Origin of the sequence: Saccharibacter sp. EH611, from assembly GCF_009834765.1 — a bacterium.
In the GTDB taxonomy this organism is placed as follows: Bacteria; Pseudomonadota; Alphaproteobacteria; order Acetobacterales; family Acetobacteraceae; genus Saccharibacter.
This window is the reverse complement of record NZ_WVHP01000018.1, coordinates 1-21,154: the sequence shown is the minus strand read 5'-3', so window position 1 is coordinate 21,154 and position 21,154 is coordinate 1. Positions and strand designations below refer to the sequence as shown.

Genomic DNA, 21,154 nt, shown 5'->3' with positions numbered 1-21,154 from the left:
TGGGTGTGCTCTCTAAACACGTATGAGAACATGCTCACCAATCCCCGCCGATATGGCGGGGTTTTCCCTCATGGGCCAGGCGGGCGTCACGTTGGGCGGTCGTGTCGTACGGGCTGAACCATTTGCCAGAATGGATGTCCTTGATGGAGAGCGTGATAGGTTGCCCTTTTTTGTCTTGGAGCATTTGATATTCCCCCGGTGTCGTGCTGCTTGGGATGAGAAGATTATAGCCGTCTTCTTTGTCGTTCATGACCCATTGGCCATTGTCGCGGGCATTGGTCAGAGTTGTACCATTAGAATCCGCATTGTAGCGTTCTCTTTCTTGGGGTGGCATCTTGGCAATAGCATCGGGTAACACCTCACGTATATCGCCATTACGGAGCGAAGAAAGCATAGCGGCCCCTGTTTGTTTAGTAACAGACATCTCCCCTTTAGGGGTGCGCAGGAAGCCGGATGTATCATATTTCATATCGAACAGATCAGCACGGGCGTTCGTCATGGCTTGGGAGAGAGGAAGCCCTTTTGCCATATAGCCGAGTGTCTGGAGCTTCATGGTCTGCGCCAGGTTTTGATAGGGAATATCTCCACCCGCTTGGAGGAGGAAGGTTTTTCTGGCATCTCCCAGGCTGTTATAGAGCGGGTTATCCGCCGTTGTATTATCAAGTTTAGCTGCATCGGGGCCAGCCATCACTTTCAGTTTGTCTTCCCCAATTTTGATATCACGCTGGAGCATTTGGCGGCGCGTTTGTTGAGCCGGCGTATCCATATTGGCCATGGTGGCATAGTCGGCAGGGAGTTTATGGGCGACCATTTCCGAAAGGACTTGAGGCCAGTAATCATCGCCATAATGGTGACGAAGATTATCTAGGGCAGGGCCGACCTCTTGCTTTTGTGGATCTGCCTGCGTGAATTGCGTGACCAGATGATCGGCTTCATCACTGGTTAAAACATGAGGGGAAGAAACCCCCATCGTCTGTTGCAACGCTTGGGAAGCCTTGGCGTAGGTTTTGAACGTCTCAGGCGTTTCGTTCTGCTGATAGTCCTGCCATGCTTGTTGCACTTGTGGGTTATCCTGCACATAAGAAGCCGGGTCTTTTTTGAGAGCGTCTTGGCGCTTGTTCAGGCTTGCTAACAGTAGGTCCGCTGCTTTTTGTCGTGTCCTGAAATGGTCAATATCTTCGCCTTGAAGCGGTGTGGTTGCGCCTTTTAGCACGTTTGCGGCCTGTTGAGGAGACGCCCATTTGATCGCGTTAAAGCTTAAACCTGCCCGACGGCGATCATTGAGGTCATCAATTTTGTTCTGGGCCTCTTCGGGTGGGTAAAGTGTGCGGATGTCACGTTCTGGAATGTCAGTCTGGGTGTTCCCGGCCATATAGGACGCGCTGAGATCGTCCAGATGCTGGCCAAGCTGGTTTCGGCTGCCCTGTGTGCTCGCATTCCAGATGCTATAATTATGCTCCACGCGGCTATTCGCGTCCGCAATGGCTTCTGGTGAGGCACCGATGGCCCGCCCTCGTGCTGCAATGGAGGCAAGCTGCTTCTCCCGATCAGGAGCCTCATAGCTGGGTGCTGGTTGGGACTTTGTGAGGGCTGCTCCTGCGCGACTGACATAATCGCGCGTTTCCTTAAACGGAATATTCTGTGCAAACTGTTGATCGGTGATCGCACCGCTGCGTGGGTCTCCAATATCCTTCAGCCATTGGTTCACATGGCCGGGGCCTGCATTGTAAGCCGCACAGGCGAGGGTCAGGTTGCCGCCGTATTTTTGGCAAAGCTGGCTATAATAGGCAGCCCCTAAAGCGCGATTATACGCACTATCATGTTTAAACCGGTCTTCATCCCATCCGAGCCCTGATGATTGTGCGACGGAACGTGCTGTATCGGGCATAAGCTGAGCAATGCCGGTAGCGCCCTTGGGTGAGGTGAGGGGGTTTCCGTTCTTGTCCGTTTGTTGGCCGCCACTTTCCAGATGCGTCATGGTCGTAAAAACCGCGTCTTGCGTGCTCTGGGCAGGAATGGCCATACCGTCATCGCGGTGATTGATGGCCGCATCCGCCAGCATGCCACCGACTTGATGGTCTATATGCGGCTTGAGCATCGCCATCGACTGCTCAAAAACAGGCTCTGAAAGGTTCCGACGGTTGGACATAAGCAGGTTCTGTGCCTTAATGGCATCGCCACTATCCGTCGCTGCTTGTGCCGAGGTGGTGAAGTAATCGTCGTTAAATTTTTGCAGCTCTTGTTGGGCAATCGGGCTATCAGAGGGGACGCCCCGCAAAGCGAGATTTTGCGCAATCGCGTTTCTGCCTTGGAGAAGGGTTCCCGAAAAAACAGACGGGTTATCGTGATTGGCTGCACCCTGGTTGACCAGGTTTTCAAGTGTGGCTTTCTGTGTTTGCTGCTGATAGCTTTTGCGCTGCTGTGCCGTATGGCTCGACATGCTATCAAGGGCACTGTTGAGGAAAGGCTCGCTTTCTTGTTGAAAGAGCCGTTGCTGGTCGGAGGTGAGCCCGTCCATGAGAGAGCGGCGCGTCTGGTCCAGCCCCTGTGCCGTTGGCTTCCATGCATCCAGCGTTGCCTTATTTTGAAGACCGAAAAAGCCCGTATCGTTGGGATTATTGGGATCACCATATTGCACATTGCGCACATGGGTCCGGAAGTCGTTCATCGCCCCTTGCACAGCGGTGATGTCGTCTTGTCGTTGCAGTCGTTCAGCAACGTCATTGGCGGCTGCTATGCCAGAACCGAAACGGTCTAAACCACGACCGACCATCTCCCCATAATTGGGCACATTGAGAAGTTCCGTCCCACCAGCGCTGACGCGTTCAGGGAGTTTGTAGGTGTCATCGGTGTAGGGCACTTGGGGCATGATTAGACTTTCTGGAAATAGGATTCTGGCATCAGAGAGGCGTTGCTATTATTGACGGAGACTTGCGGTCCGCTTGATCCCCCTGATCCGCTCGAAAAGAGATCATTCCATTTGGACGAAAAAGACGAGTTCCCCGCTAAGGAGGAGACACCACCCGCAACAGCCCCGGTTGCGCCTAACGCTCCACCAGCCCAAGCTGACGCATTCCCTGCACGGGCAATCCGGGCCTGATTATTGTAAGAAATGGCCTGATTGCTGGAGCTGGTGGACTGAACGCCAGCCTCATATTGGTCGGTCCCGACCGAAAGCCCGGTATTACGCGCGGTTGATTGCTGCACATCCAGAGCTGAACCCGACGATGTATCGACACCATTCGCGGCCATAAAGGCCCGTTGTGCGGCAAGATGCTGATCGCCTGCCTGATAATCGCGTTGAGCGTTGAGATAGCCTTGGTCGATGGAGTTTTTAGACGCTTGGGAAGCAATTTGAGCTTGCTGCTGGCTTTGCTGCTCTTGTGCTTTGTTAGAAGCCGCCTGTCCTTGAGCGCTGATCAGAGCGGAGGAAGCGCTGGCAGCCGCCGCCACACCAGCGCCAATAGCGGCTAAGGTTCCGGTAATTACGCACATGATGGGCCTCGCTCCATCGTGAAGCGGCAAAAGAGCGCCCCGTTAAGCCCGGTAGGTTGGGGAGGCTCAATCTGAAAGCCAAGCCATGACAGCCAGCGAATGGCCTGACAGTAGGACGCATCTACATGGTTCATCAAAAGCGGGTAGCGCTGCTGCCAGTGTCGCACCCAAAAGCGCGTTTCCCGAAGGAAGGCTTTCTGGTGGCGCTCTAGGGCAGGCGTGCCCACAAGCCACGGAATGCCCACATCAAGGCGAGGGGCCACCCCAAAAAGCGCAACCGGGCCGCTCTCGTCATAAAAGAGCCCCGCCATCCCGTGGGCAGACTGCTCAACCGAGCGACGTAACGCCCCGGCTACATCCCCCTGACCCGAGCGCAGCACCTCCAGATGGTCCGACCGCCGCAGAAGTGGGGCGATCAGGGCCGCGTCTTGGGGGACGACAGAACGATATGACAGCATGAGGCCTCCTCCTTAAAGAAGGCATCACTCTAGCGGGGGTTTATAAGTTCTAGTGGGGGTTTAAGTGTTAGTGTAATGGAATATATACATCTCTGCAGCTTGCCCTTTGGAAATAATTTTGAGGTCTATAAGTTCCTTTAAAATAGGGGCTATTCCCTTTCCTTGTTTAGTTGCTGAGAGAAGCCAACTTGTACCTGAAAGCTTGGACACATCGGTGGTAGGATTGTCAGCGTATAAACGAGCACAAACATTGCGCAACTCAAATGGATAATCTCCTGCTTTCAGAGCTACTTTCTTACCGCCAGTGAAAAACGCGTAAAGTGCACTTATAACTTGTTCCTTAGTGAAGTTTTCTGTGTCTATCATGGCCTAATCCTTTCAAAAGATAGGCAACTAAGTAGTGATATCGAATTGGTTTTTGTCAAGGTCATTCTTCTAACTCCCCACCTCAACATCCACACTCACCGTTGAGAGCGTGACAGGAAGCGGGTTGGTTGTCTGGAACGTGATCTGCCCGCTTTGTGTCCAGTTAGGGGTCGGGATACGCATCGCAAGCCCCGTGGTGAGAGCGGGCTTTTGCGCCGTGTTTCGGTAAGGGTTGGGCGCAGCGTTTCCAGCGGCGGCTCCTTGATTGTTGAGGCTATGGGTGGTTTTGCCCCCGTTGGTGGAGACGCTGAGGCCCGCGCTGTTGTAGAGCGTTGCGTACACCTTGCTGACACGTTTGCGGCGGGCAAATTGCGGAGGCTGCCCGAGATCCAGCGGAAGGGTTTTGGCTGTGGCTGTGATGGGCAAGCCCACTGTGATGACGCGTCCTGATTGGGGCACGGTGAGCGATCCATCGGAGCGGACAGTCAAGGCAGTGTAAGCCGTGCCATCCACGCAAGCAGATACCGTTTCTCCCGCTAGATGGGTAAGGCCAGAAAGCGTGGCTACCGGTGCGCCTTCATAGCGGAGGCCGCAATCAACAAACCATGAACGCGTGATGTCGTTATTTTCAGCGCCAAGCTGGCGGGTTTCCAGACGTTCAATCATGTAGCGCTCTGTGCCGTTTAACAGGCGTTTGACCACAACATACGTCGTGTCTTCAATCGCGCCATAACCGTTTTCTTCTGGAACCACAGCGACGGATTGGAAGGAACCCTTATGGGTCGTGTGTTGGTGCCAGGCCGTGACATTTTGTTCTTTGAGATAGGTCATCCCCAGCAACGTTCCATCGGAGCGCACCGCCCAGATGAGATTGAAGGGGAATTGGGCAAAGGACCAATCAGCGATCGTATAACCATAGAAGAGATGGTCAGAGAGCACGGATAAATCATTGCCCTGATAAATCTGGGCATACCAGTCATATTGCAGGTCGCGGATATGGCTGCCTTTGTTTTCGATAAAGAGCACATCGGTATTAATGGCCAAAGGCTGCACGTCAGAGCAGCCCACAAACATTTGCGGAACAGCGGTGAAGTTAGAAGGAGTGATGGCCGTGCCCGTTTGGCCGCCACTGATTTTCCAGATTCCTGTGCCGGTAAAGGCGAGAAGGTCGGCCATCGGCACAAGATGCTTGATCGTGTTGACCTGCTGGCTGGCAATGGTGGCGGTGATAGCATCGTCAGAGACAACAGGGGTATGGATGTCAAAATTGGTATAATTGGCTGAACGGCTCATCCACACCGTTTGGGGATAGGTGAAAGCCCCTGCGAAGACACGGCGTTGCTGGAAATAGGTAACAGAAACCGGATTATTGCCACTCTCAAACGGATTACGGTGAGCGGGTGGCCCATTCTCTGTATCAGGGGCGTAATTGACATCATCAAAGCTTAGAGACGCTGTATTGCCAATGAGCCCCCATTGGCCGGCAAAGCGGCGATAGACGTTATAATAATCAGCTCCATCGACGCTCGGCCATGTGAGCGTATTGTAATTGCCGTAATTAGTATAATAGCCGATATTATAATTCTCAACAAAACGGCCAACCTCCACGGGCGTGTCCTTCTGAACAGTCGAGGTTTTCCCTGTCGTTGCGTCCGTTACCGTCTGGATCGTGGTGGTCATTTCGGTTTGAGAAGGAGCGAGCGTTGCGTTGCTTTCCGTGTTCTTCTCGTTAGATACAGACGTAACGGCATATTCGTATGTTGCCTTAGACACCCCAGGTGTCGTGCCGGTGTTTGCCGCTGTTCCTTCTACCGCTGAGGCAATGAGCGAGGAGGGTGCTGTAATACCAGCATCATACGAAATGACGTCTAGGGTCCAGTCGAGCTCTCCACGACGCGCGAGGTTCATGGCCGGGTAGCGGGCATGGGTGAGGGTGAGCACGTCGGCGGATTGGGCATGGCGCAGCCAGAAGGCGTCCTCAATCCGATAAGGCGTTGTCAGCTCGTAGAGGCTGCCATCATCATGCGTGAGATAAGCACCATTGCTGATAAAGCGGACATACTGGTCCCCAAATTCCAGCACATAGGACTGCGTATTGTTGTAGATAAACGCGATAAGCTTAGGCGGGGCGCTGGTGGCTTTTGTGCGAGAGGTGCCAATATAGCGCGTGCCAGGTCGGTTGCTGATCCCTCCTTGCACATGAACAAAGAAGTTGGTGAGATCAGCCGCGCCGGACTGCCATTTCTCCATATCGGCCCGGTAGCCAAGCAGGGGCGACATAATGCCGCCACCAAAGGAGCTGCGCCATGTGAGACCGACATGAGGGCCGAAGGGGGATTGAGACATTGCTTAATCCGTTACCTGAGTAGGCGGCGTTGGAAGCGCTGTGCTCGTCGTATCTGCCCCGCTGATGATAGCTCGGAGTTTTTGGACATAAAGGCGTGTTTGCGATCCAAAAGTTTCACGCATGGCTGTCAGCATGGGAGCTTGTCTTTGTATGTCTTGGAGGGCGACGTTTGCTTGCTCTTTGAGAGGAAGGGAGGGGCGGTTTATTTGGACAATAGAGCCGTTAGAAAGGGCTGGATTAGATGTAGGGCGGCTGTCCCATTGGTCTTGTGTAAGATGTAAACGAATGGCTTTGCCACCTGGGGGAACATTCGGAGCCACTCCTTGTAGGAGTTCAGTATCAGAGAGAGAATAAATAGAGGTTTCTCCTCCCATTTCTCCCTCTTCTCGCGTTATTGGCAAAGTTGACCATCCCCAGATTGGAGTAGGATTATTGTCGCTACGGTTGTCGATAATAGCAAAGTAAGCCATGTCATTTTTCATAATGACAGTTCTCCAATAGCAATAATGGTGATGGTATCTGCAATATCTGTATTGGCCCCGCCTACACCTAACCAGAACTTCCCAACGACAAAGCCACTACGGTTTGCGGGGGTGTTTGTGGATGGACCACCGATAATCATATTTGTTCCATTGAAAAATGGAGGAATGACGACCGATACAGTATCGCTTGTAAAAGATTGTGGGAAAGGAACCCAATCTCCGTGAGCGACGTTAGCTGTAAACGTTTGTAGAAGGAGCGGAGCCCCAGAGGGGCTTCTGGCATTTAAAAGAACGCCACCAGACGGTGTGGATATGGCTCCATTAAGAGCGAGAGAGAACTCCCGAAAGATCCCATTCTGGTTTAAAACAATATTGCCAGCGATCGCACCCGTTGATTGGTTTTGTGCTGTTTGTAGATAGATACTTGTGCCATCTGTGGTTGCTCCCACTTGTCGGCTTAGGTTGCGTCCATTGTAGTTATATTTTCCTGACGCAATGACATCACTATTGCGTGTGAGATTATCGAACATTCCTCCCAACCCGTCGGGCTGAGAGAGAAAAACAGTATCATTGGGCCAGGAAATAGAAAGGAGAGCCCCAGCTAATGCATTTGTTGCAATATTCCCACTAATAAGAGAGAGAGGTCCAACGGTTCCGCCTATTCCTGTATGGAAAGGACCATTCGTCCCTAGACTATTTGTAAATGTATTATGGCGCACCACGGTTCTTGTCGGGTGGTTAAGATAAATAGCCGTTCCCAAATTGGTTGGTGAACCAATATCACTAATCGTATTATTGCTTACGTCAATATCTTGGCAGCTATCTGATACATAGATTGCATAAACAGGCTGACCGGATGTTGTCGTTGAACCATCTTGACTTATGCTGTTTCCACGAACCTGTACGTTATATGCACCGACAATACCTATAGAACCACCGCCATTTCTTCCTCTTGTATTATTATTAGAGAGTATATTCCCAGATATGATTATATTTTTTTGTTTTAGTGAGCTTGTCTCTGCACCATTTTGGTTAAGAGTTGTTATCCCTATACCGCTATCTTTATTATTATAAACATGGTTATCACAGATTATAATGCTGTTATCTTCTGGATTGCTAGATAGGTCGCTGTAGACACCAATCCCATCATGGTTATCATGAACGATATTTCCAATGGCACCGCATTTTCTACTCCCCATGTAAAAAACGAACCCACCATCTGTATGGCCGCTTGATATATTGCCATTGAACCAACAATTATCAGATGACCAAATAAACTGAGGGCTGTTCCCACTGTTTAAGAGGGAGGTATCTTTTATTAAACTATTTTTGATATATCCAAGAGATATTGGCCAATTAAATACATTCGTTATGGTTATCCCGTTAATGCTTAGATTTCTTATTAAGGCAGGATAAGCGGGATTATCAGGGATATTATCAGTATGGCTGAGCGTATTGGCACATAAGCCGCCGCAGACGGCACGTTCTCCTCCTTCTTGCTGCAACATGTTTCCATTGAAAGTTCCTCTACCTGTGATTGAAATTCCACTAATCGTATTTCCAGGGCTCCCAATATCAACGATATTTTTATTTTCATGAGCAGCAAGTGTAATGACGCCATCAAGAACCCAATAGGTATCAGAGCGCGTTATGGTTAGATTATGTAAAACAACGGACAGGTTAGCTGGATGACATAGTCGATATTTGCCAGCAGAATTGTCTAATGCGCTTTGATAGGCTTCTGTGTTTTCATTAATATATTTTCCAGAAGGATCATCTATGACCCCTAAATTTGTGAGAGAGACGCTTGGAAGAGAAGCGACATAGTTCTCCATGTGCTGGAGAGAGTCTGATAATTCATTAACGACATCACCGTCGGCTTTGTTAGACCAGCAATTGTTCCACTCTATGGCAGTAGGAATATAGTCTTGATGCCAGTTTGGGGTGGTGCATGCACCACGAAATGAGCTGATATTAGAGATTTTTGAGACGGTCACAGATCATATTCCCCTGTGTGCTCTGGTGCATTGGCATTGATCGTTTCTGTATGGTAGGGGCGACGCCAACCAACAGGACTTCGACCTATGGTAAGAATGCCTGCTCTACTGTCTGGTGTATCAGCTGGAATATAAAGATCTTGCTTGTTGGCAATGTCGCGTGTCTCTAGCCCTGTTGGAATGACGCCATGAGGCCCGATAGGGGGTGTGCTGGGGATTGGAGCAGGCGCAGGGGGATGGGAGTTTCCTGCAATAAAACCGCTCTCAAAGGTAGTGTCCGTTTGGTGTATGGCGCGTTGCGTTTCCCCATATCCACAACGAACAGAGAGCCAATCAGGCACGATTTCAGTATCGACGACCTCAACGCGCTGATCGGCAAGACAAGCGCGGGCAACTTCACGTTCGGCTTCTTGAGCAACAGCAGCGGCTGTGCTTCCGTCAATGCCCAATGTTGTGGCGATAGCAGCGGCTAAAGAGAGCCAGAACGCCCGCCTGAACGCAGGCGGCCAATGGTCGATATCCACCGATTGTGTGATGTAGGTGACGCTGACCTGTTGATGATCAGTGAAGAGGACGGGCACGAGTGCCACACCGCCTGCTTTGCCCATCCCTTCGCCAAAGCTTTCACGTGGCTCAAAAAGCACCTTGCGGTGGTCTTGGGGCTTTTCGGTAAGGGCGTTATCAACGCGCAGCACGCGGACAGAGTCTGAGGGCAGAGCGATCTCGTAGCGCCAGCGTGGATTGCTGCTGGGTGCCGTTAGACCCGTTCCCACACAGCGCGGCCATTGCCACGTATAAACGGGGCCGCCCATACTGGCAGGATGGGCCAGCATGGATTGCAAGACATCGCCGTAGAAGGACGCACACACACTGGCCTCTACAGAGCCATCATCAAATGAGGTGATCGCGCTTTGTGTGCCAAGACGCATGAGTGCACGATTGCAGAGGTCAATGTCGGTCGTCATGCCTTAGCTCTTTTTCGCTGATTTAGATGGCGTGTTTGTTGACCGTGCAGAAGCATCTTCTTCCTTACCGGGTTCAGGCGGCGTTTCCGCCTCTTCTTTGGAAAGGAGCTCAGCTTGGGCAGGCTTAGGCTGCTCTTCTAAGGCGTCCTGATCCTTAACCGTTTCTGCGCTGTTCAGCGCAGAAGGCGTGCCATCGGAGCGGGTCAGGTCTTCCTGAAAGGCCCGGCCATTGACGTCTCTTTCCCCGGCTTGTCCTGCTGCTTTCTTTGCGCTGCGTGCCTCTTCATCAAGAGGGTCAAGGTTGAAGCCAGGAATGCCATCATAATCAATGACGGTGTCCTCCTCGACGTAGCGGCCATTGATAAAGCTTGCGGTTGTGACGCGATAACGTGCCATGATTGTTCCTTACGCCACGTAGTTTTTAGGGTAAGCCCGTTGAGCGGGCACATCGAGATTGATCCCAGCCATAACGATACCGGAACTAAGAGCCTGACTAGGGCTATAGGTCAGGCGCATATAGCGATAGGCTGTGTTGGAGAAGGCCGGTTTGGCGCGGACGGCAAAAGGATGTGCTTGCGTTAATGTTGTTACGTCAATGGACGGGAAATCTTCCAGCGTTGTCCAAGTCTGATTGTCCGTTGACACCTGCACAGCAATGGACAGTGTGGTGCCTGACGGCCCAACGGGGAGGGACGCGAACTCTACAAAGACTTTAAAGCCTTCTGTTGGCCCAAAATCCCGTGCTTGGGAAAAGTCCACTACGTTTGTGGAAGGAGTTGGAGAGCCCGCTTGGGCTTGGGTGAGGTCTTGCTTATTTGAGAAAAGAAGCAGTTTATCAACGATCATGGGGTGTTCCTTATCAAGGTGCGCGAGGATTACTGAACGGTGTCTTCAGTGTTCATGATCGCATCCACGACCCGGATCGGAATGCCACGGAAGCGCAGCACCGGCTTCCCGTCGAACTCATCTTGGGTAAGCAGAACGTTGGTCTTGTTCATCGCTTGAATAGATAGAGCTGAGGCAATGGTGCGGTTGACGTAGAAAACCGGACGACCAAAGGAGAGCGGCGTTCCCCCCGTTGCGCGTGTCGCTGACTGCACATTGGAAGCCGTGGATGGCATGGTTGGAGGTTTAAAGCAGGCTGCAGCCATCAGGGCGATCAGGTTAGCCGCGCCTTCTCCTGTCAAGGCGTTTACGTCAATATTGGCAATACGCACAAAATAGCGCCAATCACGGATCGTTAGGCCGCAATCCCATTTGTAATGCATCTGGTAGGCTTGGAAGGGATTCCCCTGGTCATCCATAACGGGAGCATCCGTTGTGACATCCTTTTGTTGCAATCCAGCAACAGAACCTTTAGGGAAAATCCCAAACCCTGCCGTTGGCCCCCAGCAGCACAGCCAGATAGAGGTATTCGTGCTGCCGCGCCCTTTGCCGTCCATCACATTTGCAGCCGAGGCGGCTTTGTTGGTATCCAGCGTGTTATAACGCGGGGAAAGCCCGGTAAACGCCCCCACATCGCTTTGCTCATTGCCATAGATAAGCGTGCGGGCCATCTGCTGGTTCATGCCTTCAAGAAACGCCATATCTTCTGACAGACGGAACGCCCCGACATCTCCTTCAAGGTTCGCAAGGTCTTTATCGACAAGCGAGTACGTCTCTAACATTCCGCACGTGTCTGTCACTTGGGCGGTGGTGGATTTTCCGCGTGGCACACCATAGTTGAGCAAGCGCCATGTTGCGGCAGGGAGACCCGTCCTTACCGTTGTTTTATTCCCGGTTGGGAGGTTGCCTTCTTTGAAAATGAGATCATTGAGAATCTCATTCGTTTGAGAAAGCAGGTTAACCGTGTCAGCAATGCCGCCATTGGGATCACGACGGGTTGCCCAGTCAGTAAGGGTGAGGAACGTGCTATTGTTAAGAGCCATGAGAGGGAACCTTAGCTGTTAGAGCCATAACGGCGGCGGGCGATGTCTTCAAAGCTGTTGCCTTTGAGTTCGCTTGCGGGTTTGCCTTTATCGGGTGTGTGGGCGGCACCTAACGCTTTGCCGATCGCGTTAAAGGCGCGGATAATCTGTGGATGGTTGCCAGCCCCGGTTTCGGTGAGAGCATGGCGGAGGTCATTGCCGCCAAATTGTTCGAACACATGACCGACATTGGCCATAACTTCAGGTTTGAGGGCTTGCCCATCGGAGAGCTCCGTGTCGCTGAGGGCGTCTTTACGCCAGCCTTGCTCTCGGGCGGCATGGGCTTCGGACAGTTTGCCAAGCTGTTGCTGGAAAAACTCAAGGCCATGCTGAGTAACGGCGTTAAATTGTTCCTGAGACAGACCATGTTCTCGTGCCATTTCCTCGTAGGAGGACAAGGCGTCTTTATCGACGTCCATGCCCTCTGGCGCTGTGAAGTCATATTTTTCTGGGGGACCGTCTTTTTTAGGCGCGTCTTCCTTGCCCTGATCGTCATCAGCTTTAGAGGGGGCATCGGTCTGCTCAGAAGGGGACGCGTGTTTGCTGTCCTCTTCTGAAGGGCTCGGGGCGTCGCCCGTTAGGCTGGCGTTGGTCTCGTTTGTTGCCTCTGTGCTGGCTTCATTACTTGGGGCGGCTGCATCTGTTTGTGTTTGGGCATCACTCATGCCTGAAAGCTCTCCTATCCATCAGATAAAGAAGAGCATGACGGGCATTTATAAGTTCTATGGGGTGTTCTCAGATTTTTTTAGCGCGTCATTGAGCCATGAGGTGAGTCTGATCCCAATACTGCGCTGCCCTTCACGATAGGCGGTCGCGAGGGCATCATTGGGCACAAAAGAGGCGGCATCTTGTCCTGTTAAGGTGATGATGCGCTGTAAGAGGCGGTTTCCTTCTGGCAAAGCCGCGATGATCTGTAGGTCGTGCTGTTCTTGTGTCGCGCGGGCTTTGCGGCGCTTGCGATGGTCGTTGATCTGTTGAGCATCATGAGGGTCTTGCATGATTACTGTCCTTGTTGCGTGTTGAGGCCGCTCATAATGGCTTGCAGGGCGTTGGAGCCCCCGCCGACATCGGCTTGCGAGAGGTTCTTGGCCCCGGCGGCCATTTGCTGAGCTTGTTCGGCCATCTGTTGCTGCTGTTGCTGGTAGGCCCGTTGCTGGCGGAGTTGTGCGACGGATTGTGGGTCTTTGAGCATGGATGGGTCCACACCCAGAAGATCGCCATAACGGTCAAGGGCGGCATCAAGGTCTAGATTGTCCATAATCGACGGATCAGCCCCCGCCATACTGCCCGCAAAGCGTACAAGCTGCTCAATCCCCGTGGTTTCAGTCGCGCGCTGTGCTTGAGCTAGAATAGAGCTGTAAGCAATCTTGAGAGAACGACCACCGAGCCCGGGAGGGCGCGGCTTGAGCAGGCCGCCACGCTCCATAATCTCCAGCGTGGTTGTAATGATCGGGTCAAGCGCTTCATTGTGGAAACGTTCTAAAACAGGCCCAAGGGTCAACATCTTTTCTTGCTGACGCACATTGATTTCTGCTGCTGTGACGGGCTGTGTCGTGCCCATATCCTGCGAGACCATCAAAATCAGGTCATTGCGAAGTGTTTTGCGCACTTGATCCTGAAACTCCGCAATACGCTCCTGCAAAGGTGAGATATTGGGATTGACCTGATAGACGGGACGAATACCTGCCCCATTCCCAGCAGCATTCAGCCCGGGAATGAAGTTCAGTCCGCCGGGGAGAAGGTTCACCATACTCTCTTGCAGCGATGAATCCGCCATTGTTGGTGGTCGTGCATATTTATCAACGGCCTCTGCAAGGCGGAGCTGTGCAACTTGGAGGGACTTAATGTCAGGCAGCGCGTCTTCACCGGGGCCATGACCGTAAGCATCATTGCTCACTGTGGCCCATCGTGGCGCAATAAAGGGCTTACGTGGGTAGGACTCAATCAGCAGGGCTGGCTCGGTATCGTTTCCATATTCGTAATAAATGCCAATATAGGGCGCACCCTTCCATCCAAACGCCCCAGCAATACGGGAACTGTTCGGCATGATGGCATGGACGATGGGAAGCTCTTGGGTGAGTTGGCGGCTTTCCCAAAGGGAGCGGACGGTGGGGGAGACGTTATCAAGGCCAAAACGCTGCACGATTTGGGCGACATTCTGCACATATTCCCGAAAGAGCGTATCGACCTCACCGCGTGCATTTTGGGCAAGGTAATATTCCCCAGCAGTCAGCGGGTAAAAGCGGACAACATCTTCATAATCTTGCAGGATGATACAAGCCGCCGTGCCAAAGCCTGCCAGCTCTTCGTACGTCTGGCTCATAGACGCATAGAAGTTCCCGGTCGCAAAAACACGCTGTAGACGGCTTTTCGTATCAGACAGCCAGAGCTTCACCTGTGGATCATCATTAAGCTGGTCATTGTTTGTTTCTAAACGAAACCAATCACGCGCCGGTGACGTAATACCCGCCATGAGAAACGCTGAGAGATTGCCTAGGGCGATAGAACCGGTTTTATCGACAATCTGCGGGCCTTTTACACGGCCCCGGCTGCCTTGGTTCGGCACATGAAAATAGCGCCCGCGCGTGGGGAGAATGAAATGGCTGATCTCACGCCACGTATCGCGCCATGACAAACGATCAGAGCGCATCATAACTAACCGACGGTCGGCTTCATCGCGTAATGATTGCTGACCGTCACGGTTATTGATGTCGAGCTTGGGAGAGGGCTTACGCTTTTGTGCCATAGCTCACCCGCCAAGAAGCGTCTTGGGGGCTGTATTGGCCGTCTGGTTCAGCCCTTGCGGTCCCGTCAGCAACGTAGAGCCAAAACCTCCTGCCAATTTAGCAGAGTTGGTGGCTGATTGCGCCTGTGTCTTCCCGGCATTCGTGACGGGAGTAGCAGGAGAGGGCGTAGGAAGCGGATTAGCGAGATGAGGAGTTGATGTGCACATAATGGCCGATGATGCGCGGCGTTTATAAGTTCTATACGGTAATGGGGTTTTGTATATTACATTGTGAGTTGTATTTTTTCAGTGAGGAGACGTTATGTCCATGGGATTGTTTTTATATGTTTCTTGGGTTCTTTTTAATATTGCTAATGCAGTGTTATTGTGTATTGTCTATTTTGTTGTCGTAACTTCTTGTAATTATCCAAAAATTAAAAAAAAGGTTATTTCTAAATATATCCCTTATAAAGAAGATATAGAATATGAATGTTTTAGTTTTTTCTGTTTTTTTCTGTTTTTTTCTGTTTTATTTTTTGGTTTAAGCTTAAGTAATTCGATTGGAAAAGAAATTAATGGTTTTTCTTCATTGCTAATTAATGGTTTCTCCCTAAAGGAATCTCTTCTTATATTCATACTTCCTCTATTTTCGGTCATGGGTAATTTGATCGTTTTTTTGTGTGGAAAAAAATATAAAAAATATGCTGAGAAGAAATTTCTTCAGCAGGTAGCGGTTATGTACTCATTCGCTGTTAAATCTTATCTAATGGCATCAGAAGTTATTATTATGCAAGAGATTATAGGGTTAAAAAAGGATCTGTCATATACTTATGGTTGGCTGTTTATGGCATCTCCAGTATTATTATTTACTGTGTTTTTTACCACTAACTCGTTAATGAGGTTGTATTTTCAAAAAGAATTGCATCAAAGCGAATCTACTCCCAAGGATCATACTCCTGCGCCTGCGGGCGAGCCGCTCCATAAGGACCGCCAGAAAAGCGAGAGTTCATCACAGGATACGCAAAAGTAAGGGCGAGAGCGTCGGCCATGTCAGGAGAGGCAAGGCCGCGCTTCTTCATATCTTCCTTGCGCTCTAAGAGAATTTCATTGCGGGGATTGAAGAAATACCACGGCCCAGCAAGGTCTGTCTGAAGGTCTTGGCTGTCGGGGATGCCGCCGGTCTTGAGCCATTCACGTAATGAGCCCCACATTTCAGCGCGTTTGTTTGCATAGCGTTCGGCATTAGTGGCGTAGTTGGCCCGGTCGGATTTGCCGCCAAACTGAACGCCACGCGCCCCACGAACGCGCATCTGCTGGCAGCGATCAACCACACCGCCGCCAACGCCTCCATCGTCGATAAAGACCGCATCCGCCCCGTAGCGTTGCGCTTCATCAGCAACACGCGCGGCAAGCTGCATGGTATCAACCTTACGAAGCAGAATAGGGGGGATCATGCGGGCGTCCCGGCCTTTACGAAAGAAGATCACGCTTTGATCATCGCCATAACGGGCCACATCAACGCCGATAATGAGCGCATCGGAGATGATGGCGGATACCTCGCGCGTTGAGGCCTCTGAGATGATATCTGAACCAATAAACTGCATAGAGCCAGAGCGTGGAAACTGCCCTTTCACACGGACACGCATAAAGTCGCTGTCTTCCCCGTAAGCCTCAGCCCATTGCTCAAACAGGGCTTTATTCGTGCCCTCAACGGTCCGGCTGTCAATCTGCTGACCACTCCACCGGTTGCGCTGACGGTTGAAGCACTCAAAGAAACGCCCTGAAGGTTGCGTCGGGTTCCCAAAGGCACACCAGACAATCTCAGTGCCTTCGTCAGTCAGCGCTCCTTCAGCAACTTCCCAGACCCGATCAATAATACCCGAGGCTTCATCAAAGATAAGCAGAATACGCCGCCCGACATTATGCAGCCCCGCGAAGGCTTCAAGGTTCGTCTCTGACCATGTGACGGCATCAGCGCGCCATGTCTTGGAGTGACCGGGAACGGTGCTGTGAATGCTCATACCGTGCACTTTGAACCAATGGGCGCAAATGAGAAGCCGGAACCATTTGGAAATCTCAGGAAAGGTTTTTGTGCGAAGCTGGGGCTCTGTATTGGCGGTAATGACAGCCTTTGTATCAGGGCAGGTGCACAACGCCCATGCAACCAGCATGGACACCAGGGCAGACTTCCCGACACCATGCCCAGAAGCGACCGCTTGCAGGGCAGGCATTAAGACAGCATCAGGCTCATACCCTGCACGGAGCTTATCACCGATTGAGCGCAGAATATCACGCTGCCACGCTCTCGGTCCGTTAGATTGGGCAAGGTCTGTTCCTTCTTGCCCCCACGGGAAGGCAAACAACACAAAACCAAGCGGATCAAGGCAATAACGGCTTATCTCGTCGGCAAGCTGGTCTTCAAGCGTTTTTGCCTGAGCGTTCACGTCTCTTCTTCCAACGTTTATAGTAGTCTAGGCCCTCTGCAATTATCCAGACGAAAAAAACGGGGCCAAAAACACTTGCAACGTAAAAGAGTATACCATCCATAAAGAATATAACAAACAGCAAGACCGCGATAGCTGATGCTATTTGAAGTATTTTTCTCCATAAATTAGTCATGGTCGTTCTCTTGGTTTTGTAAGCTATTCTCCGCTTCCAGTCCGCGCTGGAGCGATTATGCACGTCTTGGCGTGGAGCAAGATCATCACGAAAGTTGACGGCAAGACGTGCGTTTCTGGGTTAAATAAAGTACTTATTACGGGAGAGGGGGAACTATTCCCACTCTCCCTTTTTTATTCTTTCCCACTCTGGGTCTGCACGCGCTTCCGGGCCTCATCTAGACGCTCCGCTAGGCTCCCCGTAACATTCATCTCCACCGTGGAGCGTTCCCGATACCGCTCAGGCCTATGAGCCTTCAGAAGCGTTGTTAGCAAGCTATCAGAATAGCGGTTCTGCATGATGGGATTGCCTTCTTTATCCAGCACGAGCCCTTTCCCCGTCACGAGATATTCAGGCACACCATCACGCGCCCGCCGCCACGCTTCTTCTTCAAGGGTGTCAATGGCCGTGCTGATTGCCTCATCCCATTCTTGAGCGAATTCCGCATCTCTTTCGCGGCGGGCATACAGTCCAGGGCGTGAGAGACCGGCAGCCTTAGTGTAGCGCGACAAAATTTTTCGCACTTTGAGACAAAATAGATAGCACTGGAACGAGCCTAATTTGAACGCGTTTCAACCTGCTTTCACACGTTGATAAAACGCTTCTCAAACTCGAATGAAATCATAGGCACATTCTCTCCGGCAGAGCCCCCATGGCTATTGTGACATCCCCGTCGCAAGAAAACGCCACCCATGCCGACGAAAGGCTCTACGTAACAGCAATGGTCAATCTTCTTTTGCAGAGCGATGATCTTCTTGGCGAGAAGGCGCTTGCCGCCCACCCAAGGGGCTGCTGGATGTGCGGGGCGTGTGAGGGTCAGTGTTGTCATGATGGTCATCTCTGTTTTGAGGGGATGGCGGGCACTGGGCGGCCCATTGTGCGGGATCTTCAGGCGGGAACTCTGGGAGCTCTTCAAACATCGTCACAGAAGCGCCTAAACGTATTTCGAGTTCGTTAACCCTTCGCTGTGCAGATAAAGCGGCTGAGTGGTAGTCTTTAATGACACTTTCACGGTCATACAGCCGCTCCCACAGCATCGTATAACTAGCGCCCCAGAGGTTTAGCTTGTCGGTAAGGAAGCGCTCCCGTTCGAGAGCCAGCTTGAGCTGCTCGTTCTCTAGATTGTTGGCGTCAATCTCGTTGCGCTGGCGCTGAAGGCGGTTTTTGGCGATCTGCCCCCACCAGCCCAGCACGGCACCGCCAATGGTCATGAAGGCGCCTTCGTAGTCTTTGACGATGTTGAGGAGGTCGAGCAGGTTAAACATGGTTACGCTGTCACATCATCAGGTGCGGCTGGCAGTGTCGTGCTGGTCGTGTCCGAGCCATCGAGAATGGCGCGTAACGCCTTCACGTAATCGCGCATTTTAGGCCCAAAGACCTCTCCCATAGCCGAAACCATACTCGCTTGCTGCTGCACCTTCTGCATGGCCTCTTGAGCTTGCGGTTTCAGAGGGGGTGCTGGTGGTATGTATTCTTCCAGCGCCCCATCTGAACCAACACGGCAATGGCGGCCATACCAATAGTCATATTGCTCTTTGGTAAGCGCGACAAAATGCGTCATATCGTTAGGCTTGCCAAAGAACGACATGAGCGGCCCAACAATCTTCGTTGTGGGATTAACATAGCCATAATACCCAAACACAGCGTTTTGAGCTTGAGTTTGCGCCTGTTCGTTCTGCTTGTTTTCTGCGTCATTTGTCATGCTGGTGCTCCCATAGGCCCAGTGACCGCCACGTCAAAAGCGGCGTCTTGAAAGCCACTTGCGCTCCGATCAATCCAAAAGCCGCTATTGGTTGTTTTTTGTTTGTAGATGTAAAGAACAGAACTCTCACCCATCCCTCCGTTACTGTTATATCCGTATCCATAGGTGATGAATATTTCATTCACCGGGTCAGATGCTGCAAACGCCACAGGAAACGGAATGTAGTTCACATTGGCAAGGTTCGTGATACGGAAATATTGTGTGACAACGCGCCCCGGAACCCCGCGCACTTCAGGTAGGGTATTGCCAGAGGGTGTCACAATCGCGCCATTAGCTTGCAGCTTCCATTGCCGGTCGCCTGTTTCATCCGCAACGCCGAGAACGCCTTGAGTTAAGCCGCCCTTGGGACGATAGACTTGCTGATAGAAACGTTCGGGACCATCGCCCATCGCCAGCGATGACAGGCCGCCACCACGTCCAAAGCCCCAGTTATTGGCCTCCGTTATGGTGAGCCCCCCCGTGAGGTTCCCACCTGACAGCGGCAAATAAGCGGCCTGCGCTTCAGGTTTGGTGAGGAAGTCGCGCCCTTGCGCGTCCGTAACATGCCCATGATTGTCGATTTGAAGCGCGACGAAGTAATTGCCGCCATTGTCTTTTAAAACAAGACGCCCGGTGGTGGTGCCCGTTTTGGCATTATTGGCAAGCTGGAGGAAGAACTGCATGTCCCAAAAGCCAGCGCCAATAGGCATCGTCATTTGCAGATCGCCTTGCTGGAACGTGCCTTGGGACAAGACAGAGCTTTGAAACCCGGCCTGTCCTGTGACGTTCAACGTCCCATTGACGGTCGTATTGTCATGGTTATCGACTTGGATGGGCACATGGAAATTTCCACCACCATCACGCAGGACAAGCCGTCCCCAGGTTGTTCCGTTTTTCGTTTCATTGACGAGTTGAAGGAAGAACTGTTCGTCCGCTAAAGCCGCTCCGACCGGCTGGGTCAGCTCAAGGCTTCCCTGTTGGAATGTGCCTGTTGAATAAAGCGCCCCCGTGAGGTTCCCACCTGACAGCGGCAAATAAGCGGCCTGCGCTTCAGGTTTGGTGAGGAAGTCGCGCCCTTGCGCGTCCGTAACATGCCCATGATTGTCGATTTGAAGCGCGACGAAGTAATTGCCGCCATTGTCTTTTAAAACAAGACGCCCGGTGGTGGTGCCCGTTTTGGCATTATTGGCAAGCTGGAGGAAGAACTGCATGTCCCAAAAGCCAGCGCCAATAGGCATCGTCATTTGCAGATCGCCTTGCTGGAACGTGCCTTGGGACAAGACAGAGCTTTGAAACCCGGCCTGTCCTGTGACGTTCAACGTCCCATTGACGGTCGTATTGTCATGGTTATCGACTTGGATGGGCACATGGAAATTTCCACCACCATCACGCAGGACAAGCCGTCCCCAGGTTGTTCCGTTTTTCGTTTCATTGACGAGTTGAAGGAAGAACTGTTCGTCCGCTAAAGCCGCTCCGACCGGCTGGGTCAGCTCAAGGCTTCCCTGTTGGAATGTGCCTGTTGAATAAAGCGCCCCCGTGAGGTTCCCACCTGACAGCGGCAAATAAGCGGCCTGCGCTTCAGGTTTGGTGAGGAAGTCGCGCCCTTGCGCGTCCGTAACATGCCCATGATTGTCGATTTGAAGCGCGACGAAGTAATTGCCGCCATTGTCTTTTAAAACAAGACGCCCGGTGGTGGTGCCCGTTTTGGCATTATTGGCAAGCTGGAGGAAGAACTGCATGTCCCAAAAGCCAGCGCCAATAGGCATCGTCATTTGCAGATCGCCTTGCTGGAACGTGCCTTGGGACAAGACAGAGCTTTGAAACCCGGCCTGTCCTGTGACGTTCAACGTCCCATTGACGGTCGTATTGTCATGGTTATCGACTTGGATGGGCACATGGAAATTTCCACCACCATCACGCAGGACAAGCCGTCCCCAGGTTGTTCCGTTTTTC

The 21,154-nt window shown here is 51.9% G+C and carries 22 protein-coding genes; 1 reads left to right on the top strand and 21 read right to left on the bottom strand.

The annotated features are described in order from the left end of the window. Nucleotides 1-34: 34 nt before the first annotated feature. From GS535_RS04770 to GS535_RS04700, 15 genes are all read right to left on the bottom strand, one after another. Nucleotides 35-2,869, bottom strand: a complete 2,835-nt coding sequence (locus GS535_RS04770) for a transglycosylase SLT domain-containing protein (RefSeq protein ID WP_160799167.1) — start codon at nucleotides 2,867-2,869, stop codon at nucleotides 35-37. 2 nt (nucleotides 2,870-2,871) lie between these two features. Beyond that, nucleotides 2,872-3,495 carry a hypothetical protein gene (locus GS535_RS04765; protein WP_160792189.1) on the bottom strand — a complete coding sequence of 208 codons (624 nt, stop codon included), beginning with the start codon at nucleotides 3,493-3,495 and terminating at the stop codon, nucleotides 2,872-2,874. Then, nucleotides 3,486-3,953 (bottom strand): hypothetical protein, encoded by a 468-nt coding sequence (locus tag GS535_RS04760; RefSeq protein ID WP_160792188.1) that lies wholly within the window; start codon nucleotides 3,951-3,953, stop codon nucleotides 3,486-3,488. Before GS535_RS04760 ends, GS535_RS04765 begins: the two co-directional genes overlap by 10 nt. Before the next feature lie 60 nt (nucleotides 3,954-4,013). Next, nucleotides 4,014-4,319 (bottom strand): hypothetical protein, encoded by a 306-nt coding sequence (locus tag GS535_RS04755; protein ID WP_160792187.1) that lies wholly within the window; start codon nucleotides 4,317-4,319, stop codon nucleotides 4,014-4,016. A 69-nt stretch (nucleotides 4,320-4,388) separates the two neighbouring features. Continuing rightward, nucleotides 4,389-6,665 (bottom strand): hypothetical protein, encoded by a 2,277-nt coding sequence (locus GS535_RS04750; RefSeq protein ID WP_160792186.1) that lies wholly within the window; start codon nucleotides 6,663-6,665, stop codon nucleotides 4,389-4,391. A gap of 3 nt (nucleotides 6,666-6,668) precedes the next feature. Continuing rightward, nucleotides 6,669-7,148: a hypothetical protein gene (locus tag GS535_RS04745; RefSeq protein ID WP_237442198.1), complete on the bottom strand. Its 480-nt coding sequence runs from the start codon at nucleotides 7,146-7,148 to the stop codon at nucleotides 6,669-6,671. Next, on the bottom strand, nucleotides 7,145-9,145 hold the full coding sequence (locus tag GS535_RS04740) for a right-handed parallel beta-helix repeat-containing protein (RefSeq protein ID WP_160792184.1): 2,001 nt from the start codon (nucleotides 9,143-9,145) through the stop codon (nucleotides 7,145-7,147). Before GS535_RS04740 ends, GS535_RS04745 begins: the two co-directional genes overlap by 4 nt. Further along, nucleotides 9,142-10,110 carry a hypothetical protein gene (locus GS535_RS04735; protein WP_160792183.1) on the bottom strand — a complete coding sequence of 323 codons (969 nt, stop codon included), beginning with the start codon at nucleotides 10,108-10,110 and terminating at the stop codon, nucleotides 9,142-9,144. Before GS535_RS04735 ends, GS535_RS04740 begins: the two co-directional genes overlap by 4 nt. Before the next feature lie 3 nt (nucleotides 10,111-10,113). Continuing rightward, the gene (locus GS535_RS04730; RefSeq protein WP_160792182.1) at nucleotides 10,114-10,506 is read right to left on the bottom strand and encodes a hypothetical protein; all 393 of its coding nucleotides are present in this window, start codon (nucleotides 10,504-10,506) and stop codon (nucleotides 10,114-10,116) included. A gap of 9 nt (nucleotides 10,507-10,515) precedes the next feature. Continuing rightward, entirely contained in the window at nucleotides 10,516-10,956 is a 441-nt protein-coding gene (locus tag GS535_RS04725; RefSeq protein ID WP_160792181.1) for a Bbp16 family capsid cement protein, read from the bottom strand. Between the two features lie 29 nt (nucleotides 10,957-10,985). After that, the gene (locus tag GS535_RS04720) at nucleotides 10,986-12,038 is read right to left on the bottom strand and encodes a major capsid protein (protein ID WP_160792180.1); all 1,053 of its coding nucleotides are present in this window, start codon (nucleotides 12,036-12,038) and stop codon (nucleotides 10,986-10,988) included. A gap of 11 nt (nucleotides 12,039-12,049) precedes the next feature. Beyond that, nucleotides 12,050-12,742: a hypothetical protein gene (locus GS535_RS04715; protein WP_160792179.1), complete on the bottom strand. Its 693-nt coding sequence runs from the start codon at nucleotides 12,740-12,742 to the stop codon at nucleotides 12,050-12,052. A gap of 57 nt (nucleotides 12,743-12,799) precedes the next feature. After that, a complete protein-coding gene (locus tag GS535_RS04710; protein WP_160792178.1) occupies nucleotides 12,800-13,075 on the bottom strand; it encodes a hypothetical protein in 276 nt (91 codons plus the stop codon). Between the two features lie 2 nt (nucleotides 13,076-13,077). Further along, entirely contained in the window at nucleotides 13,078-14,823 is a 1,746-nt protein-coding gene (locus GS535_RS04705) for a portal protein (protein ID WP_160792177.1), read from the bottom strand. 3 nt (nucleotides 14,824-14,826) lie between these two features. Beyond that, on the bottom strand, nucleotides 14,827-15,030 hold the full coding sequence (locus GS535_RS04700; RefSeq protein ID WP_160792176.1) for a hypothetical protein: 204 nt from the start codon (nucleotides 15,028-15,030) through the stop codon (nucleotides 14,827-14,829). 94 nt (nucleotides 15,031-15,124) lie between these two features. Between GS535_RS04700 and GS535_RS04695 the strand changes: the two genes are divergently transcribed. Continuing rightward, the gene (locus GS535_RS04695) at nucleotides 15,125-15,832 is read left to right on the top strand and encodes a hypothetical protein (RefSeq protein ID WP_160792175.1); all 708 of its coding nucleotides are present in this window, start codon (nucleotides 15,125-15,127) and stop codon (nucleotides 15,830-15,832) included. Here GS535_RS04695 and GS535_RS04690 read toward each other — a convergent pair. From GS535_RS04690 to GS535_RS04665, 6 genes are all read right to left on the bottom strand, one after another. Then, entirely contained in the window at nucleotides 15,738-17,246 is a 1,509-nt protein-coding gene (locus GS535_RS04690; protein WP_160792174.1) for a terminase, read from the bottom strand. The genes GS535_RS04695 and GS535_RS04690 overlap by 95 nt on opposite strands. Nucleotides 17,247-17,594: 348 nt before the next feature. After that, nucleotides 17,595-17,972 (bottom strand): hypothetical protein, encoded by a 378-nt coding sequence (locus tag GS535_RS04685; RefSeq protein WP_160792173.1) that lies wholly within the window; start codon nucleotides 17,970-17,972, stop codon nucleotides 17,595-17,597. A gap of 71 nt (nucleotides 17,973-18,043) precedes the next feature. Next, nucleotides 18,044-18,289 (bottom strand): DNA adenine methylase, encoded by a 246-nt coding sequence (locus GS535_RS04680; protein ID WP_160792172.1) that lies wholly within the window; start codon nucleotides 18,287-18,289, stop codon nucleotides 18,044-18,046. Next, on the bottom strand, nucleotides 18,186-18,725 hold the full coding sequence (locus tag GS535_RS04675) for a hypothetical protein (protein WP_160792171.1): 540 nt from the start codon (nucleotides 18,723-18,725) through the stop codon (nucleotides 18,186-18,188). The genes GS535_RS04680 and GS535_RS04675 overlap by 104 nt, the downstream gene beginning before the upstream one ends. 2 nt (nucleotides 18,726-18,727) lie before the next feature. Next, the gene (locus tag GS535_RS11030) at nucleotides 18,728-19,162 is read right to left on the bottom strand and encodes a hypothetical protein (RefSeq protein ID WP_202401609.1); all 435 of its coding nucleotides are present in this window, start codon (nucleotides 19,160-19,162) and stop codon (nucleotides 18,728-18,730) included. Next, the coding region (locus tag GS535_RS04665; protein ID WP_160799166.1) for a hypothetical protein at nucleotides 19,159-21,154 on the bottom strand (1,996 nt) is incomplete at its 5' end. The genes GS535_RS04665 and GS535_RS11030, both read right to left, overlap by 4 nt.